Annotated in this window: 15 protein-coding genes; 8 read left to right on the top strand and 7 right to left on the bottom strand. The window is 66.8% G+C overall.

All coding sequences use genetic code 11. From position 1 onward, the window contains the following. Nucleotides 1–29: 29 nt before the first annotated feature. The 3 genes from IPG97_12485 to IPG97_12495 all read left to right on the top strand — a co-directional run bounded on the left by IPG97_12485 (nt 30) and on the right by IPG97_12495 (nt 4,192). Entirely contained in the window at nt 30–2,603 is a 2,574-nt protein-coding gene (locus tag IPG97_12485; protein MBK6857330.1) for an MMPL family transporter, read from the top strand. Between the two features lie 183 nt (nt 2,604–2,786). After that, nucleotides 2,787–3,386: a hypothetical protein gene (locus tag IPG97_12490; GenBank protein MBK6857331.1), complete on the top strand. Its 600-nt coding sequence runs from the start codon at nt 2,787–2,789 to the stop codon at nt 3,384–3,386. Next, complete coding sequence (locus tag IPG97_12495) at nt 3,383–4,192, top strand: hypothetical protein (GenBank protein MBK6857332.1); 810 nt, start codon at nt 3,383–3,385, stop codon at nt 4,190–4,192. Before IPG97_12490 ends, IPG97_12495 begins: the two co-directional genes overlap by 4 nt. A 63-nt stretch (nt 4,193–4,255) precedes the next feature. Here IPG97_12495 and cysC read toward each other — a convergent pair whose 3' ends face one another. The 5 genes from cysC to IPG97_12520 all read right to left on the bottom strand — a co-directional run bounded on the left by cysC (nt 4,256) and on the right by IPG97_12520 (nt 10,231). Then, on the bottom strand, nt 4,256–4,873 hold the full coding sequence (gene cysC, locus IPG97_12500; GenBank protein ID MBK6857333.1) for an adenylyl-sulfate kinase: 618 nt from the start codon (nt 4,871–4,873) through the stop codon (nt 4,256–4,258). After that, on the bottom strand, nt 4,870–6,129 hold the full coding sequence (cysN, locus tag IPG97_12505; GenBank protein MBK6857334.1) for a sulfate adenylyltransferase subunit CysN: 1,260 nt from the start codon (nt 6,127–6,129) through the stop codon (nt 4,870–4,872). The genes cysC and cysN overlap by 4 nt, the downstream gene beginning before the upstream one ends. Before the next feature lie 43 nt (nt 6,130–6,172). Then, entirely contained in the window at nt 6,173–7,084 is a 912-nt protein-coding gene (cysD, locus tag IPG97_12510; GenBank protein ID MBK6857335.1) for a sulfate adenylyltransferase subunit CysD, read from the bottom strand. Between the two features lie 127 nt (nt 7,085–7,211). Continuing rightward, nucleotides 7,212–8,009: a 3'(2'),5'-bisphosphate nucleotidase CysQ gene (locus tag IPG97_12515; GenBank protein ID MBK6857336.1), complete on the bottom strand. Its 798-nt coding sequence runs from the start codon at nt 8,007–8,009 to the stop codon at nt 7,212–7,214. Nucleotides 8,010–8,182: 173 nt separating this feature from the next. Further along, complete coding sequence (locus IPG97_12520) at nt 8,183–10,231, bottom strand: SpoIIE family protein phosphatase (protein MBK6857337.1); 2,049 nt, start codon at nt 10,229–10,231, stop codon at nt 8,183–8,185. A gap of 288 nt (nt 10,232–10,519) precedes the next feature. Here IPG97_12520 and nucS point away from each other — a divergent pair, with 288 nt between their 5' ends. Together nucS and IPG97_12530 are read left to right on the top strand one after the other, a co-directional pair. Then, nucleotides 10,520–11,179, top strand: coding sequence for an endonuclease NucS (gene nucS, locus IPG97_12525; protein ID MBK6857338.1), 660 nt, complete (start codon nt 10,520–10,522; stop codon nt 11,177–11,179). Nucleotides 11,180–11,287: 108 nt separating this feature from the next. Next, nucleotides 11,288–12,052: a DUF4253 domain-containing protein gene (locus tag IPG97_12530; GenBank protein MBK6857339.1), complete on the top strand. Its 765-nt coding sequence runs from the start codon at nt 11,288–11,290 to the stop codon at nt 12,050–12,052. A 61-nt stretch (nt 12,053–12,113) separates the two neighbouring features. Here IPG97_12530 and IPG97_12535 read toward each other — a convergent pair whose 3' ends face one another. Further along, a complete protein-coding gene (locus IPG97_12535) occupies nt 12,114–13,016 on the bottom strand; it encodes an SDR family NAD(P)-dependent oxidoreductase (GenBank protein ID MBK6857340.1) in 903 nt (300 codons plus the stop codon). 213 nt (nt 13,017–13,229) lie between these two features. Between IPG97_12535 and IPG97_12540 the strand changes: the two genes are divergently transcribed. Further along, entirely contained in the window at nt 13,230–14,891 is a 1,662-nt protein-coding gene (locus IPG97_12540) for a VanW family protein (protein MBK6857341.1), read from the top strand. Nucleotides 14,892–14,918: 27 nt separating this feature from the next. After that, nucleotides 14,919–16,505 (top strand): FAD-dependent monooxygenase, encoded by a 1,587-nt coding sequence (locus IPG97_12545; protein MBK6857342.1) that lies wholly within the window; start codon nt 14,919–14,921, stop codon nt 16,503–16,505. Here IPG97_12545 and IPG97_12550 read toward each other — a convergent pair. Next, nucleotides 16,493–17,458, bottom strand: coding sequence for a nitronate monooxygenase (locus IPG97_12550; GenBank protein MBK6857343.1), 966 nt, complete (start codon nt 17,456–17,458; stop codon nt 16,493–16,495). The two genes, IPG97_12545 and IPG97_12550, sit on opposite strands and share 13 nt — an antisense overlap. 240 nt (nt 17,459–17,698) lie before the next feature. On the opposite strand from IPG97_12550, the gene IPG97_12555 reads away from it, so the two are divergent. Then, nucleotides 17,699–18,199, top strand: coding sequence for a hypothetical protein (locus IPG97_12555; GenBank protein ID MBK6857344.1), 501 nt, complete (start codon nt 17,699–17,701; stop codon nt 18,197–18,199). Nucleotides 18,200–18,204 lie beyond the last annotated feature (5 nt).

Genomic DNA, 18,204 nt, shown 5'->3' on the forward strand with positions numbered 1-18,204 from the left:
TCCTGTCGTCGACCTGTCGGAGGCCCAACGTGCGCAGGTTCTGGTCAGTTCTGGCGGTTCAACTCGGTAAGCGGGCCGGGTTGGTCTCGGTAATAGGTCTGCTGGTCACCTTGATCATGGGTATGGGCCTGACCAAGCTCCAGTTCGCCACCGGTCAAGACAGCTACCTGAACAGCGATGACCAGGTCGCCATAGACAACGTGGCGTACCAGAAGCTCTTCGGCGGACAGATCATGGTGGTGCTGTTCACCATGGACGAGGGCCACTCTGTGGCCGAACTGGCATCTCCCGCCAACCGCAAGATCTTCGACCAGGTCAAGGCCGAACTGGCCGACGTACCCGAGGTCCGCACCGTGGTCTCACCGCTCGACGGGCTCGAGTACAGCGCCAACCTCTTGGCCCGAACCCCCGCCGACCCCACCAACGCCGAGGTGTTCGACCCCATCGGTTCCATCGCCAACGCCACCCTGACCGCGGCCACCGAGGCCGCCAAGGAAGCGGGCGACGAGAAGTCTGTCGAACTGCGCGAAGCAGACATGGCCAAGACCACCGAACGCATCGCGCCGTTCCTGGCCCCCGACGCCGACCGCAGCTTCGACAACCCCGACTGGGTCGAGATGCTGCTCATCGACAACACCGGTGAAATCCGCAAGCCGCTGCGGTCATTCTTCTTCGACGACCGCCACGCTCAGATGGTGGTTCGCCTCACCGGCAACGCGTCCATCGAGGAAGAAGGCGTGGGCGCGGTGGCGGTGAAGGACGCGTGGGCACGCCACGACCTCGAAGGTGGCGAGGTCCTGGTCACCGGCGCCCCCGTCCTGCTCAAGGACCTCAACGATTACCTGCGGGGTGGCATCTTGCGCCTCGGTGGCATCGCCTTGGCCGTGATGATGTTGATCCTGCTGGTCCTGTTCGACGTGCGCTGGCGACTGCTGCCCTTGGCCGTGATCGTGGTCGGCGTGATCTGGGCCTTCGGCCTGGCCGGGTTCCTGGGCATCCCGTTGTCCGTGGTCACCATCGCCGGCCTACCGGTGATGATCGGCGTTGGCATCGACTACGCCATCCAGATGCACGCCCGCGTTGAAGAGGAGGTGCTGATAGACCGGGCCGACCATCCCATCCAGGAGACGTCTCGCAACCTGGGGCCGGCGCTGCTGGTGGTCACCTTCGACGCCGTGTTCGCCTTCTCGGCCCTGATGTTCGCCAAGGTCCCGATGATCCGGGCCTTCGGCCTGCTGTTGGCGGTGGGTATCGCCGTCATCTGCATGTGCTCGATCTTCGTGCCGTTGGCCGCGCTTGGGGCTCGCGAATACCGCTCCCCCACCACCGGCAAGGACTTCCGTGAAGGCACGCTGGGACGATTCGTCCGGTGGCTGGGTGCCATCTCGCCCAAGGCCGCGGTTCCGTTCGCCATCTTGTCGCTGGCCGTGTTCGTGGGTGGTATGGCCGTCGAGGACGACCTGACCCTCCAGACCGACCCGGTCCAGTGGGTCAACCAGCAGTCCCAGAACCGCAAGGACGTGGCCACCCTCGAAGAGCGTGCCGACGTGTCCTCTGAACTCGGCGTGTTCGTCCAGGCCGACAGCACCGAAGAGATCTTCACCGACGAGACCGCGGCGTGGATAGATCGCTTCACCGACGACAGTGCCGAGCGCTACCCCGATCAGGTTCTGGTCGCTTCCAACCTGTTGACCCCGCTTTCGTTCCTGGTCGACGTCGAGGGCGCCAACGACTTCAGCCCGACCGGTGCCCTGATGGAGGCAGCCCACCAGGCTGCTCCCCAGTCGATCCAGGAGTTCACGGTCAACACCGAGGCTGCCGCGGTCAACTTGTTGTTCGTGACCAAGCCCAAGTCGCTCGAGGAACGGGCCGTGATGGTCGACGACATGCGCGAGCGCCTCGCCGACACCGGAGACGACGGCATCGCTCCGCCCGAAGGAGTCCGCGCCACCCCGTCAGGCCTGGCCGTGGTCGGCGTGGGGCTGCTCCAAAACCTGGAGGCCAACCGGGTGGAGCTCACCTACCTGGCGCTCGTATTCGTGTTCTTGTTCCTCACCATTCGACTGCGCAGCGTGTGGCGATCCCTGCTCTCGCTGGTCCCGGTGCTGGTGGCCACCGGCGCCGCCTCGCTGGTGGCCTGGGCGTTCAGCCTCAAGCTGAGCCCCATGACCGCGGTGGGCGGCCCCCTGGTGATCGCCATCTGCACCGAGTTCACGTCACTGATCCTGTTGCGGTTCGTGGAGGAACGGCACCGAGGGTTGGCCCCCGATGCCGCCGTCCACGTGACCGCGGCCCGAACCGGACGGGCCTTCGCCGTGAGCGGCCTGGCCGCCGTTTCGGGTGTGGCCGTGATCGCCACCTCGTCGCTGCCGATCCTGCGCGACTTCGGGATCATCGTGGCTATGAACGTGGTGGTGGCCCTGTTCAGCGCCCTGGTGATCTTGCCCCCCATGTTGGTGTGGGCTGATCAGCCCGGGCGTTGGTGGGTTAGCCGCCACCTCGTCCCCATGGAGATCCTCGAGACCGCCACCCTCACCCACGACGAGGCGTCTCCCGACACCGAGGATCTAGGCCAAGCCGGGGCTCGCCCCAACGCCACCTGATCCCGGCGATTGCCGCCCCGGTATAGCGGGCGCCTGACCTTGGTGACCCCGGCCGATCAACTGCCGCGACCCCAGGGCGACTGACCGCCGCTATCACGGGCGATCAACCACCGTGACCCCGGTGCGATTGATCTTCGCTGCCCCGGGCGATTGACCTTCGCGAGCATTGGGTAAGGGTCCCCGATGCCCCGCACCATCCGCGCCGCCGCAATCCTGGCCGCCTTCATTGCCGGAGCGCTCATCCCCGCGTGCTCCAACCAAGACGATTCCCCCGCCGCCGTCCGGCCCACCACCTCGGCAGCCGCCACCACTTCCGCCCCTGACCCTGCCCCAACCACGACCACACCCACCCCGCCCCCAACCCCCGAAGACGAAGTATCCGCCGCCTACGTCGCCATCATGGCCCGGTACTTCGAACGCCTTAGCCATCCGGACACGGACGACCCAACTCTGTCACAGGACCTTGAGGGTGCCAGCCTTGATCTGGCCGCAGAGGTGCTGTCCAAGTACCTCGCCGAGGGTCTTCAGAGCAGTATCGGACCATCGGGGCACTGGCCCGAGACCCAGGTTCTATCTGTGGCTCTATCGGACTCAACTGCAACCGTCATGGCTTGTCACGTTGACGACTCCATTGTCAAGGAAGTCCAGACAGGCCGGATCATCAATAGCGCCGTTGTCTCCAAGTTGACCGAGGCAGCCCTAGTCAGAGTCGATGGTCGCTGGGTCTTATCGGACCACACCACCAAGAACGAATGGCAAGACTCGCAAGGCTGTAGGCAATGAACCGCATCATCACCTCTATCGCGACTGGGCTGAGCCTCACACTCCTGTGGACTTCGTCGGCAACGGCTGACTCGGTCATCGCAGACCGGGACTCAGTGGTTGTGGGGCGGGTTGAGGTGGCTCGGCCGGCGTTGCTTACTACGGGGAAGGAATCTGACCCGGTTTACCGGGACTGCACGGTGATGCCGCTGGAGCTGTCTCCGTTCATCGACAACACCGACTCGTTCAGCGCCATCTTCAACCCGGTCTCCCCCACCGAAACCATGGCGTGGCAGTACTGCGTGAGGATCGCCGACAACCAGGAGGTGGCGTGGATCATCGACACCGCGGTGGGTGAGATCGAGGTCGATCCGCTCACCATGATGATCGAGATGGCCCGGGCCACCATCAACATCCCGTTGCCAGCCATCGCTACCTCGCCCCCGGTGGGTGGCACCCAGCTGGTCGGGCTTCCGGTGTGGTTCTGGTCCAACACCCACTACGCCCGCTCGGTCACCGCTTCCATCCCCGGGCTGTCGGCGACTTTGACGGCCACACCGGGAGACCTGGTCATTGACATGGGCGATGGCACCACCCTCACCTGCCCCAGCGGGGGTATCCGCTACGACCCGGCCTTGTCCCATCGGGACCAGAGCACAGATTGTTCTGGCCCCTATGACCGTCACGGCCAGTTCACCACCACGGCCACCGTGGTCTGGGCACTGACCTGGACGGCCAGCAACGGTCAGTCCGGCACGCTGCCGCCTGTCGTTCGGCGGTCAACCACCGTTCTCAACATCCAACAGGCCCAGGCCGTCACCGACTGACCCCACCCCACACCCCGAACGCGACCCACCCGAGAAGCTGCGGCTCCACCAACCCCGGCAAGCTCAGCCCAGCAAGGCCAGGACCATGCCAGCTTGGGTGTACGGGTCCCCGTGATCGGGGGTGAGGGTCAGCTCGGGCTCCAGCGGGGCCTCGTAGGGGTCGTCCACACCGGTGAAGCCGGTGATCTCGCCCGCCCTGGCCTTGGCGTAGAGGCCCTTGGGGTCGCGTTCTTCGCACACCTCGATCGGGGTGTCCACGAACACCTCGATGAACGGGATACCCCGCTCGTGGTGCGCGGCCCGGGCCCGGTCGCGGGCCTCGCGGTAGGGGCTGATCACCGGCACGATGGCCACCACGCCAGCTTCGGCCAGGATGGCGGCCACCTCGCCGGCCCGGCGCACGTTCTCGTCTCGGTCGGCGGCACTGAAGCCGAGGTCGGAGTTGAGGCCATGGCGCAGGTTGTCGCCATCGAGGCGGAAAGCAGGGCGACCGGCCAGCACCAGTCGTCGCTCCAAGGCCACCGCCACCGTGGACTTGCCCGAACCCGACAGCCCCGTCATCCACACGGTGGCACCCAGCCACGGCCGGTCGGCGCGGGACAGGTCGCCCTCGTGCCAGGTGAGGTTCCGATCCCCGGCGTTCGACGAGTCGGGGACGTCCCGACCGTCTGGGTCGGTCATGTGGCCGGGCCCAGGATCATGCCGGCGGCCACGGTGTTGTTGGTGGCTTCGTCGATCAGGATGAACGAGCCGGTGGTGCGGTTGCGGCGATACTCGTCGTAGAACAACGGCACGGTGGTGCGCAGGCGGATGCGGCCGATCTCGTTGAGCGACAGGGTGTGGGCCGAGTCGTCTCGATGCAACGAGTTGATGTCCAGGCGGTACTGCACCCCTTTGACCAGGGCCCGGGCGGTGCGGGTGGTGTGCTTGATGACCAGCTTGTTGCCCTCGGCGATGGAGCCGGTCTCGCTCATCCAGCACACCATGGCATCGATGTCCTGGCCAACGGTGGGATGATTGTGGGGGCGACAGATCATGTCTCCCCGGCTCACGTCTATCTCGTCGGTGAGCCGGACGGTGACGGCCATGGGGCCGAATGCCTCATCCACTGGCCCATCGGCGGTTTCGACGGCGGCGACGGTGGAGGTGAAGCCTGAGGGCAGCACCATGATCTCGTCTCCGGCCTTGATCACGCCGCCGGCCACCGTGCCGGCGTAACCCCGGTAGTCGTGCCAGTCCCCGGAGTGGGGCCGGATCACGTACTGGACGGGAAAGCGGACGTCTATGAGGTTGCGGTCGCTGGCAATGTGCACCTCTTCGAGGTGGTGGAGCAGCGAGGCCCCCTCGTACCACGGCGAGTTGGGCGACCGGGTGACCACGTTGTCTCCGTGGAGGGCCGACACCGGGATGAAGGTGAGGTCGGCGATGTCGAGCTTGGTGGCGAACTGGCGGAACTCGTCCTTGATCTCCTCGAAGCGGTCCTGGGACCAGTCGACGAGGTCCATTTTGTTGATGCACAGCACCAGGTGCGGAATGCGTAGCAGCGAGGCCAGGAAGGCGTGACGCCGGGACTGTTCGACCAGGCCCTTGCGGGCGTCGACCAGCACCAGGGCCACGTCGGCGGTGGAGGCGCCGGTGACCATGTTGCGGGTGTACTGGATGTGGCCGGGGGTGTCGGCGATGATGAACTTGCGGCGGGGGGTGGCGAAGTAGCGGTAGGCCACGTCGATGGTGATGCCCTGTTCGCGCTCGGCGCGCAGGCCGTCGGTGAGCAGGGCCAAGTTCGTGTATTCCGCGCCCATGGCCTCGCTGGAGCGCTCTACCGCCTCCAGCTGATCCTCGAAGATGGCCTTGGAGTCATAGAGCAGGCGTCCGATGAGGGTGGACTTGCCGTCGTCGACGGACCCCGCTGTGGCGAAGCGCAGAAGTTCGCTCATGCCCGTGCTCCCTGGTCAACCCGCTGGACTACTGGTCGGCCCATCAGAAGTAGCCCTCCTTCTTTCGGTCTTCCATGGCCGCGTCGGTCACACGGTCATCGGCGCGGGTGGCGCCCCGTTCGGTGACGCGGGTGGCGGCCACTTCGTCGACCACCTCCCACGCGGTGGCAGCCGAGGATTCGACGGCGCCGGTGATGGTGGCATCTCCGACCGTGCGATAGCGCACGGTCGTCACGAACGATTCGGCGCCTTCATCTACCGCTAGATGGCGGGTGACGGCCAGCAACATGCCGTCGCGGCGGAACACCTCGCGGCGGTGGGCGTAGTAGATGGCCGGGATCTCGATCTCCTCCTCGGCGATGTACTGCCAGATGTCGAGCTCGGTCCAGTTGGACAACGGGAACACCCGGATGTGTTCGCCGGGCTTGATGCGGCCGTTGTAGAGGTGCCACAGCTCGGGCCGCTGGTTCTTGGGATCCCACTGCCCGAAGTCGTCTCGGAAGCTGTACACCCGTTCCTTGGCCCTGGCCTTCTCCTCGTCTCGACGAGCACCACCGAAGGCGGCATCGAAGCGGTGCTCTTCGATGGCGTCGAGCAGGGTGGTGGTCTGGAGCCGGTTGCGGCTGGCCCGGGGCCCGGTCTGTTCGGTGACGCGGCCCTTGTCGATCGACTCCTGCACCGAGGCGACGACGAGCTTGAGCCCTAGGTTGGCGACCCGGCGATCCCGGTACTCGATGACCTCGTCGAAGTTCTGCCCGGTGTCGATGTGCATGACCGGGAACGGAATGCGGGCGGGCCAGAACGCCTTCTGGGCCAGGTGCAGCATCACGATGCTGTCCTTTCCGCCCGAGAACAGCAGGACGGGCCGCTCGAACTCGGCGGCGACCTCGCGGAAGATGTGGATGGCCTCGGCTTCTAGGGCCTTGAGGTGGGTCAGTTCGTAGGTGTGTGCCATGCGCCTTTGGGACCTCGCCCGTTGGGGTCGGGGGCGAGCGTAGCGGCGAGTCTCAATTCCTGACCAATTAGCTCAACAATTACCGTTGCTCTTCGATCGAGTGGTTCGGACCGGACCCGGACCCAGGTCAGGCCTCTTGGAAGTCCGCAAGCGCGGCCTTGACCGCATCGGCCATAACCGGGTGGCAGATCAACAGGTCGGGCATGAACACATCGGCGTTGTTGTAGACGAGCGGGGTTCCGTCGAGACGGCTGGTCCAGAGCCCGGCGGCGCGGGCCACCGCAACCGGAGCACAGCTATCCCACTCGTACTGGCCGCCGCTGTGGGCGTAGATGTCGGCCTTGCCCAGCATCACGGCGCTGGCCTTGGCTCCCGCGGACCCCATCTCGACCACCGCTCCATCGAGGGACTCGGCCAGGTAGGTGGCTACTGCGGGGCGACGGGTGCGGCTCATGATCACCCGAGGGCGCACCGGGGGCGGAGCGGGAAGGGCTGGTGGTTGTAGCGTGGACAACGTCATCCCCTGGGCGGGAAGGGCCACGGCCCCCGCCACCGGAACTCCGGCCACCACCAGGGCTACGTGGACCGCCCAGTCTTCCCGGGGGGGTTCGCTGAACTCCCGGGTGCCGTCGAGCGGGTCCACGATCCAAACCCGTTCGGCGTCGAGGCGGCCGGTATCGGCGGGGCCGACCCCGTCGCGCCCTTCTTCGGACAAGACGGCGTCGTGGGGACGGGCGCCAGCCAGTCGTCCCATGAGCAGTTCGTGGGCCTGCTGGTCGCCGGCGGTCTTCAGTTCGGCGGCTGACGCGCCGGCCGCCGCCATGTCATGGCGGATCGACACCAGTAGCCGTCCGGCTTCATGGGCCAGTTCCGCGGCCAAGCGGTGGTCGTCGGCCGAAGCCGACGGAACGTCATGGGGAGCCATCTCGAAGTGTCTACTCGCGTCGGGGACACCAGCGCCCCGAGCGGTCGGGTCATGTGTCATCGAACCTGAGCAGATAGGTCCGGTCGTCGTCTCTGCGAGGTTGATCAGACCGAGGCTCTGCCTCTGCTTGACCATGCCGTACCTATGGGTCGGTCCGCTATCGGCGCGTCCCCTTACGGTGCCGAGTCGACGAGATCGGCTCGATTCCGGATCTGGACCACCACAACGGCCATGTCGTCATCAGCGCCGGCACGATGGCGACGCACGGCGTCATCGAGCGCGCCAACGATGGAGTCGGGTGTTCGTCCCGCCATCGACGCCAGGACAGCCAGGAGCCGGTCTTGTCCGAACAGACCGTCGGGGCCTCGGGCATCGGTCACCCCATCGGTGTAGAGCACCACAGAATCGCCAGGACCGAGAGTGGCCACGACCTCGGTGAAGGTGGGCTCGGCCACCACACCGAGGGCCACGCCTCCGCAGTCGAGCACCTCGACCCGTCCGTCGGCTCGCACCAGCACGGGGCGGGGATGACCTGCACTGCTGACCGTGATGGCAACCACCGCAGACACGCCGAGCGCCGCCTTGTCCAAGCCCTCTGCCCGGCGGGCACCCTCCGCGGCGCCGGCAACCGCGGCTGGGTCCGCAGTGGCGTGCAGGTAGGTCGCGGTGGCAAATCGGAAGTCGTCCATCTGGTCGATCACCGCCCGATTCGTCCGGGCAAGGACCTCGCCAGGACAAGGGTTGTTGATCGCTGTGGCCCGGACGCTGTGGCGCATCACCCCAGCCAAGGCCGCGGCATCGTGACCACGCCCGCAAACATCTCCAACCACCACCCCCCAGCCGGTTCCTTCGAGGTCAATGACGTCGTAGAAGTCTCCGCCCACCGCGGAGTGAGGTGAGGCCACCTGGTACCTGGCGGCGAAGGCCAGGACCGGATCATCTGGAAGGTCACCGGGAAGCAGCGTGGACTGAAGCGATTCGACGACTTCCTCGGCGCGCATGCGAGCCATGCGCTCCATGGCCAGACGGGCCTGGTTTTCGCCTCGTAGCCGACGTCCGGTGACGTCGGCCACTACACCGACCATGCACTGGACCCCGTCGCGATCGGCTTCCTCAGGACAGGCCTGACCGAGGCACTCCACCCATCTCTCGACCTGGGGGAGACGCCCGTCATCGCCGTCGAGCAGACGGAACGTGAGGTGGAACGCGTCTCCATCTCGCACGGCCTGGGCGGCGGCGGCCACCACTCGGGCCCGATCGGCGGGGTGGACCTGAAGCCGCAACGAATCGGTGTCGATCACCCCCACGGTCCGGGTCGGCGACCCAGCCTCGAACGGGTTGGACCGGACCTCACCGGTCTCGGCCGAGCCAAGCCGATCCGAGGCCGACCCTGGGCTGATGGTTTCGGTACGGCCATGGAGGGACCGGTGGCTCGGATCGGGCGCCGGATCGAAGAGGGACAAGGCGATTTCATCGAGGGTGATCTCGCCTCGCGCTGCGTTCCAGGACCATCGACCCATGCCGCTGGCCCGGGTAGCCAAGTCGGCATAGCGTTCGAACCGAGACGAGGAAAGCTCACTGGCCGTGGCCCGCAGCAGACCGGCCATGATGGCGGCAACTGCTTCGACCATGGCCACGTCGCCCTCGGTCCAGACCCGGGTGTCATGCCCGTAGACACCCAGGACGCCCCACCAGTGACCGGGCCAACCCAGCGGTACGTTCACGGCCGACCGGGCGAACACACCGAGGGCCGGGGCCAGAGCCACGAACCGTCGATCGGCCAGTAGGTCCGTGGTCACGACGGTACGGCCGGCCAGCAGGGTGTAGCCGGGCATCGACTCTCGGCCGGTGGGCAGCCTCAAGAGCGCGGCACCCGAATCGCTCGCCAGAACTCCGTTGAGCACCCCGACCCGGCACTGGAGCACACCAGCGGCCTCGTGATGCTCGAATACGGCGGCGTGGGAGGCGGTGAGGGTGTCGGCCAACAGCGATGCGCCTACCCGCAGCACCTCACCCACCTCGGTCGCCCCCGAGGCCGACGCCGCCATCTGCCCCAAGGCAGCGAGCCCGACCAACCCGACCGGTGCAGCCGGCGCGGCCGAACCCGACGATGGCGACATCGAACTCGGATCGCCCCCAGGACCGGGGGCCGCGTCCGTGCCCAAGATCGGCTCGGGCACTCGAACCGGGTTCCTCCCGACCACGACGTCGACGCTGGCCATGCGGTCTTGATCTGATGAGGAGGCCATGTGCACCTGTGCGGGATGGGGGCGGCTGGACCGATCGACGGTCACTCGGTGTGCCCTCTCTCCGCCTGCCCCGCACCGAGCGTAGTCGACCGGCTTGGCGTGCAACTTGCTCGCCTCCTGAAACTGAAGCTGTTGGCGAGTCGCCCCATCGACACGACAGGTGATGTGGTAGGTCAGCTCGACCATCGAGGTGGGCACCGATCTGGCGGGAACGGTCCGGGGCCTGGTCCCCGGTCGAGGCTGGTCCCCTACTGTGGACGGGTGCGCGTAGTGATCGCCCGCTGTTCTGTCGACTACCAGGGTCGGCTCAGCTCCCACCTGCCCTCCGCGGTTCGCCTCATCATGGTCAAGGCCGACGGCTGTGTGGCCATCCACGCCGATGGTGGTGCCTACAAGCCGCTCAACTGGATGAACGCCCCGAACCGACTGGTCACCGGCGACGCGGAGTGGACTGTCACAAACCCCAAGGGTGAGACGCTGCGAATCTCCTTGGAAGAGGTGATCAGCGATTCGGCCTGGGACATGGGCGTTGATCCCGGCCTCCAAAAGGACGGGGTGGAGGCCCACCTCCAGGAGCTTTTGGCCGCCAACACCGAGCACCTGGGGCAGGGACTTCGTCTGGTTCGTCGGGAGTACCCCACCGACATCGGTCCGGTCGACCTGCTGTGCCGCACCTCGGACGGAGTCGCCATCGCCGTGGAGATCAAACGCCGAGGAGAGATCGACGGGGTCGAGCAGCTCAGCCGCTACCTCGAGTTCTTGAACCGGGACCCGATGCTTCGGCCGGTCTCAGGAATGTTCGTCGCCCAGCAGATCAAGCCTCAGGCCAAGGTGCTGGCCCGAGACCGTGGCATCGAGGTGCGCGAGGTCGACTACGACCTGTTGCGGGGCATCGAATCCGACGAGCTCCGCCTGTTCTGAAGGCGGCGGCGCCGCCCGCTGCGGTGGCGCGGCTACGGTCGCGACCGGTCACGCCCGACGTGCGGTGACCGCTGCCCCATCAGACCGATTCGTTCCGAGCCACTGCCCATGAGCGCCAACCCGACCGCCAGCGAAGTGCCCGCGGGGCTAGAGCCGTGGTGCAAGACCTTGCGGGGCGAACAGGCTTGGCGCATGGAGATTCCCGGCGGCGAGGCGGCCTTGGCCCGATGGCGGGCGCTGCGAGACCAACACAGCGTCACCGGGATGTGGCCGGTGATCTTGGGGTCAGATTTGAGCATCATCGATCAGATGACCTGGCGGGTGAGCATCTTGGCCGAGGATTCGCCTGGCATTCCCGACGTCACAGCGGTGGAGACGGCCCCCGAGTTGTTCGTCAAGTGGCTGGGCGACCCCAAGCACGACGACTACCTGGGTGACGTCCCCCGCCACCTGGCCAAGTTGGAGGCGGATCAGGCCACCATCCGAGCCCGCCTGGAGTCCCGCCCCGATCACGCCGCGGTGAGGGCGGTGAAGGACGCCCGGGTGCACCTGGGCCTGGTGCCGGCCCGGGGCGGTTGGGAGTTGCCGGCTTTGTTGGCATGGTCAGCGGGCGAGGGCCTCGACATCGGTGGCCCCGAGCACCTGTCGGTGCTGCACTTCTGGTACGAGGCCTATGGCGCCGAGGTGGTGGCCATGGGGCTCGAGCAGCTCGAGTGCCTGGTCACCCAGCCTCCCGACGATGCCAGGGGTGCTTTCGAGCTGGCGGTGCAGCATTATGCCTACTGCCCCGCACTCATGGACAACCTGGCTCCGGCGATGGGGGCGTTGGCCGCCACGCTGTTCGGCCGTCACTGGTTCTTCGACTGGAGCTGACTCCAGCCTTTGCTGGAGCCGACTCCGGCCTCGGCGGGATCCAATCTGGCTGGCGTGGGGCTCAGCGCTCGTCGTAGCCCAACATGTTGGCGTTGGGTCGAGCCTCGGCCACCAGCTCGCGGACCACAGCGCCGAGCTCGGCGGGATCGTCGGTGGGGTGTTCTCGGGTGGGGCCACGGTGCCAGCCTTCGGCCACCGATAGGGCCTGACCGGTCACGTCGAATACCCGACCGGTGACGTCGGCGGATTCGGCCGAGGCCAGCCACGTCACGACCGGGGCGATCCAACGAGGCGACATCATGGCTTTTGTCATTTCGTCGGCTTGGCCCATGCCGAGGTTCTCGGTCATGCGGGTGAGCGCGGCGGGGGCGATGGCGTTGACGGTCACGCCGTAGCGGGCCAGTTCCTTGGCCGCGATGACGGTGAAGGCGGCGATGCCGGCCTTGGCCGCGCCGTAGTTGGTCTGGCCGACGTTGCCGTAGATGCCCGACGGTGAGGAGGTGTTGATGATGCGTCCGTCTACGGGCTCGCCCGCCTTGACCTTGTCTCGCCAGTAGGCCGCGGCGTGGCGGGCCGGGCCGAAGGTGCCCTTGAGATGTACGGCGATGACCGCGTCCCATTCGGCTTCTGTCATGTTGGCGAGCATCCGGTCCCGAAGGATGCCGGCGTTGTTCACAACCACGTCGAGGGTGCCGTACGTGTCGACGGCCTGGGCGATGAGCCGCTCGGCTCCATCCCAGGTGGAGATGTCGTCTCCGTTGACGGTGGCTTCACCGCCGGCGGCAACGATCTCCTCCACGACATCGTGGGCGGGGCCGGTGGATCGGCCCGAGCCGTCGAGCTCGCCGCCGATGTCGTTGACCACGACCTTGGCGCCGTTGGCTGCCAGCATCAGGGCGTGTTCACGGCCGATTCCTCGCCCGGCGCCGGTGACAATGCAGACCCGTCCTTCGCAGATACCCATGGGCCGAACCTTAGGCACGAAGACGCCACGGCCTGGACCTCCGCTCGCCTCACCGGCAATGTGACCCACGAAGGAGCGGCGAAGAAGCAGCGAAGCGACACAGAGGTGACGGACGAAGTGATCGCGGAACACCAGACCAGGTGATCAACAGTGACGGGTGCGACACCGGGGGGTGCCCGGGTACGGGGGGTGTGGTCTGCCACGCTGGATGTCATGCGTCGCCCGTCGCCCCGGGTCTTGATAGCCGTGGGCTCCCCCCTCCTCGTGATCATCTTGCTCTTTACCGCCTGGGCAGTCGACGACACCGTTGCCGATCGTCAGGTCCCCCGGAACGTGACCTTGGCAGGTCGAGACATCGGCAAGCTGCCAGAGGATCAGCTCCAGGTGGTGGTGGCCGACATCGCCACCCACTACATGACCACCCAGGTGGAGATCCGCACCACCGAGCGCACGTTCAAAGCCAGCGCCGGTGATCTGGGCCTGCGCCTCGATCAACAAGCCACCATGAGGGGCGCGCTCACCATCAACGACGACGTGTCGTTCTGGCGGCGGCCATTCACCTGGCTGGGGTCGTTCTTCGATGCTCGCACCGCCCCGCTGCAGTTCACCTTGGACGAGCGCGCCATGGAGTCGGCGCTGGCCAGCACCGCTGGCGACGCGGCCGCGGTGGAGCCTCGGCTGGTGGCCACCGGCAATGCAATCACCATGGTGAGTGGCTCACCGGGTACCAGGATCAAGTCCGACGGCGTAGCCGAGCAGCTGTTGGCCCGGGCCCGTTCAGGTGAAGAGCCGCTGGTGATCACCACCGAGGTGGAGTCGGCGGCGCCGACGGTGGACGATGCCGAGGTCAAGGAGGTAGCGGCTCGACTCACGGCGTCGACCGCGCCGGGGCTGACCATCAAGGCTGGCGAGCAGGCGACCACGCTCACCCCCGACACCGTGCGATCCTGGATCGGGTCTCGGGTGGTGAACGGCAGGTTCGAGGTCACGGTGGACACAGCTGCGGCGGTGGAGGCGGTGAAGGTGGCCCTGCCGCCGCCCTCGGAGCCGACCGACGCCCGCATCACTTTGGAGAACGGTGGTCCCCGGATCATCCCCAGCGCCCAGGGCCAGGTCTGTTGCGCTGATGACACTGACGACCGGATCCTGGCGTCGGTGATCGGCGGCAGTCCGGAGGTCACGGTGGACTTGGAGTTGACCGACCCCGAATTCACCACCGCCGACGCCGAGGCCCTCAAGGTGGTGGAGCCGGTCGGCACCACCACCGAGTGGAAGGGTCAACCCCAGGTGAAGAGCTTCACCACCTATTTCCAGGCCGGTGAGCCTCGGGTCACCAACATCCATCGCATCGCCGATCTGGTGAGGGGGACGTTGGTGAAGCCGGGTGAGACGTTCTCGATGAACGCGGTGGTGGGTCAACGCACCCGGGAGAAGGGCTTCGTGGAGGCTGGGGCCATCGCTAACGGCGTGCACGTCGAAGAGGTGGGTGGGGGTGTGTCCCAGTTCGCCACCACCATGTTCAATGCCGCGTTTTTCGCCGGGTTGCCCTTCGGTGAGTACCAGGCTCATTCCGAGCACTTCTCGCGCTACCCGTTCGGCCGGGAGGCCACCATGGGTTGGCAACACCCCGATCTCCAGTGGAAGAACGACACCCCCTACGGGATTTTGATCTGGACGAGCCACACCCCCACGTCGGTGACGGTCACGTTGTGGTCCACCCAGCATGCCTGGGGTGAACAAACCGGCCAGAGCACGGGACGGTCAGGCAACTGCACCACCGTCACCACCCAGCGCACCATCCATCACCCCGATGGGTCGACGTCGACCGACACGGTGGGGGCTCGCTACCGGGACCGGGGTGCCACCCGCTGCTGACGAGCGAGCCCCGGCTGGCGACCGGGCTTGGCGGGGGTGGGGATCCAGGCCGTACCCTCCTCGCCTGTGAGCGAGGACGGGACTGGCATCGATGTCGATGTCGAGGAGGCAGCGGTCCTGGTTGGCGACGTCTCCGAAGCAGCGAGTCCGGTGGTACGTGGTTCGGCGGTTGATGTTGTGGCGACATCCGTGTCGGGCACCGACCACTTGGTGGCCGATGTGGTGGTTGTGGGGGCAGGCCCGGCCGGGGCCGCAGCCGCCATCACCTTGGCCCGGGCCGGACGGTCGGTGGTGTTGGCCGACAAGGCCCGTTTCCCTCGGGACAAGATCTGCGGCGACGGGCTGACCACCGGCGCGTTGCGACTGCTGGAAGACCTTGGGGTTCAGCCTGAATCCGTGGGCTCGTGGATGCCGGTGCACGACGTTCACGTGTCTGGCCCCAAGGGGCACACGGTTACGTTCCCCCTTCCCCGAGACCGTGGCCAGTACGCGGTGGTGGCTCGTAGGGCCGACCTGGATCACGCCCTGGTGGAACAGGCTCGCGCCGCAGGGGTCACCGTGGTGGAGGAGGTGTCGGTGTCGGCAATAGACGACGGCCCCGGCCACATCACCGTCACCTTCGTGGCCGCCGGAACCGAACCAGGCCCCTCAACCGAACCAGGCCGTTCGGAGGAGTCTGACCCGTCGGAAGGTTTGGACACATCGGCCCAGCCCGGCCATGAGCCCGGTGACGGCACAGACACGGCGAACACGGCGAACACGGCAACCACTGGGAATGAAGGGCTGGTGGTCGAGGCTCGCTACCTGGTGGCGGCCGACGGTATGTGGTCCCCCACCCGCAAGCTCTTGGGTACCACCGAACCGGGGTATCTGGGCGACTGGCATGCTTTCCGCCAGTACTTCACCGATGTCTCGCCCAAGGCCAAGGACCTGTGGATCTGGTTCGAGGAGGACCTGGTCCCCGGCTACGTATGGGTGTTCCCGCTACCCGACGGGCGTGCCAACGTGGGCTTCGGTATACAACGGGGCGGCAAGGTGGCCACCAAGGAGATGAAGGCGCTTTGGCCCGAGATCCTCGCCAGACCGCATGTGGCCGAGGTCTTGGGGCCTGATGCTCGCCCCGAGAACCGCCATCAGGCCTGGCCCATCCCGGCCCGGGTCAACGAGATGGCGCTCACGTCGGGGCGGGTGTTGTGGGTTGGCGACGCTGCTGCCGCCACCGACCCGATGACCGGTGAGGGCATCGGCCAGGCGTTGTTCAGCGGGGTACTGGCCGCCGAGGCCATCGTGGCCCGCGCGCCTCGGGTGAGCGGGGCGGGAGCTCCGTCCCCATTGGTCGGTTCGAGCCCAGCCGAGGCCGCGGCGGTACGGGCCCATTACGAGCAGGCGGTGGCTCGAAGCCTGGTACCGGACCACAAGATGTCGGCGTTGTTGGTGCGTGCCCTAAAGCACCGCAAGGGGGCGCGGGCCGCCATCCGGGTGGCGGGCCTGACGGCGTGGACCCGTCGCAACTTCGCCCGCTGGTTGTTCGAGGATGAACCCCGGGCCGGGTTGTTCACCCCCCGGCGGTGGCACCGCCGGTTCTTGACCCGTGACGGCGCCTACCGGGCCTGATCCACCCGGGCCAGAGCGGCTTCGGCTTGGGCCACGAACCGGGCCACCATTTCTCCGGCCGGCACAAGTTCGTTGATGGCGCCCCCGCCCTGCCCGGCGGGCATGAACTCCCGGTCGGGGTTCACATCTGGCGTGGACATGTCCCCGCCGAGGTGGTTGGCCCCGTCCTTGAGCGACTTGATGTACTGACCGGGAAACGGTTCGGCCTTGGCGCCGGCGGCGTCAAAGTCGTTGGTGTACTCGTTGCGCAGCACCCGGCACGTCTTGCCGGTGTAGGCCCGGGTGACGACCGTGTCGTCTTCGCGCATGGCCAGGATCTTGTCCTTGTAACCGATCACCGATCGGGCTTCGGGGGTGGCGATGAAGCGAGTACCGACCCATACGCCGTCGGCACCCAGGGTGAGGGCGGCGGCAAGGTGGCGACCGTCGTAGATGCCCCCGGCGGCCACCACCGGCACCCGGTCGCCGACCGCGTCCACCACCTGAGGTACCAGGGCGAAGGTGGCGACGGTACCGGTGTGTCCGCCGGCCTCGGTTCCCTGGGCCACCACGATGTCGCACCCCGCTTCGACCGCGGCGATGGCGTGGCGGACCTTCCCGCACATGTTGACCACCAACATGTTGCGCTTGTGGCAGAGATCGACCACATCTCGGGGCACGCCGAGACCGGCCACGAACACCGTGGCCCCGCCATCGGCCATGGCATTGACGTCTCGGACCATGTCTCCGGGGGCGGCGGTCAGCAGGTCCACTCCGAAGGGCTTGGTGGTGGCGGCCCGGACTTGGGCGATCTGTTCGACCATGACGTCGTGGCCCATGGTGGACGCTCCCAAGCAGCCGAACCCGCCGGCCTCGGTGACGGCGGTGACCACCTCGGCGTAGGAGACGCCGCCCATGCCGGCGAGCATCACCGGGTGTTCGATGTCGAGGATCTCGGTGAGTCGGGTGCGCATGGCCGCGGATGGTAGCCCTGAAACTTGACTGATGGGTCAAGTTCTGAGCCGCTCCGTGGACTCGACCCCCCTCCCAGGACCCGAGCGGATAGGTCCAGTCGTCGTCGCTGCGAGGTTGATCAGACCGAGGCTCCGCCTCGGTTTAGACATGCCGTGCCAATGGGTCGGCCTATCGGCTCGCCTCCCGAGACTAGGGGTGATAGTGATCGCGATCACCACAACCCGGAGGGAGCAGTCGAAATGAAGCGATACATCTACCTGGTGATGTCGGTGCTGTTGGTGGCGGGCGCCGCCGCTTGCAGTTCCAGTGGAGACAAGGAAGCCGCCGATGACACGACCACCACCGCTGCCGAAGGCGGCGGTACCGATTCGGGAGATTCGGGAGATTCGGGAGATTCGGGAGATTCGGGCGACTCGCCCGAGACCACAGCGGCCGATTCGGGCGACAGCGGCACTGACGAAGGCAGCGATGGTGGCTCCGACGTCGACACCGGTTCGATCGAGAACGCGGATGTGGCCGACTTCTGCCGTCAGGTCGACGAGGTCATCGAGAAGTACGGCGATGTGCTGGCCGACCCGGAGGCCGACATCTCGGCCACCATGGAGGCCCTCGACCCGTTGATGGAACTGGCCGAAACGGCCATGAGCATCGACGTGTTCGACATGAGCGAGGCCGACACCGAAGCTCTCAACGCTTGCTCGGAGAAGCTCACCGAGGCCACCGAGAAGCTCAACTCCTGACCGGG

The organism is Microthrixaceae bacterium, assembly GCA_016702505.1.
In the GTDB taxonomy this organism is placed as follows: domain Bacteria; phylum Actinomycetota; class Acidimicrobiia; order Acidimicrobiales; family Iamiaceae; genus Aquihabitans.

Excerpts from the sequence above, each read along its gene's own strand:
- IPG97_12515 (MBK6857336.1), bottom strand. The coding sequence starts at position 8,009 with ATGGCTCCCCATGACGTTCCGTCGGCTTCGGCCGACGACCACCGCTTG.
- IPG97_12530 (MBK6857339.1), top strand. The coding sequence starts at position 11,288 with ATGAGCGCCAACCCGACCGCCAGCGAAGTGCCCGCGGGGCTAGAGCCG.
- IPG97_12495 (MBK6857332.1), top strand. The coding sequence starts at position 3,383 with ATGAACCGCATCATCACCTCTATCGCGACTGGGCTGAGCCTCACACTC.
- cysN (MBK6857334.1), bottom strand. The coding sequence starts at position 6,129 with ATGAGCGAACTTCTGCGCTTCGCCACAGCGGGGTCCGTCGACGACGGC.
- IPG97_12490 (MBK6857331.1), top strand. The coding sequence starts at position 2,787 with ATGCCCCGCACCATCCGCGCCGCCGCAATCCTGGCCGCCTTCATTGCC.
- cysC (MBK6857333.1), bottom strand. The coding sequence starts at position 4,873 with ATGACCGACCCAGACGGTCGGGACGTCCCCGACTCGTCGAACGCCGGG.
- cysD (MBK6857335.1), bottom strand. The coding sequence starts at position 7,084 with ATGGCACACACCTACGAACTGACCCACCTCAAGGCCCTAGAAGCCGAG.
- IPG97_12555 (MBK6857344.1), top strand. The coding sequence starts at position 17,699 with ATGAAGCGATACATCTACCTGGTGATGTCGGTGCTGTTGGTGGCGGGC.
- IPG97_12540 (MBK6857341.1), top strand. The coding sequence starts at position 13,230 with ATGCGTCGCCCGTCGCCCCGGGTCTTGATAGCCGTGGGCTCCCCCCTC.
- IPG97_12520 (MBK6857337.1), bottom strand. The coding sequence starts at position 10,231 with ATGGCCAGCGTCGACGTCGTGGTCGGGAGGAACCCGGTTCGAGTGCCC.
- IPG97_12550 (MBK6857343.1), bottom strand. The coding sequence starts at position 17,458 with ATGCGCACCCGACTCACCGAGATCCTCGACATCGAACACCCGGTGATG.
- IPG97_12535 (MBK6857340.1), bottom strand. The coding sequence starts at position 13,016 with ATGGGTATCTGCGAAGGACGGGTCTGCATTGTCACCGGCGCCGGGCGA.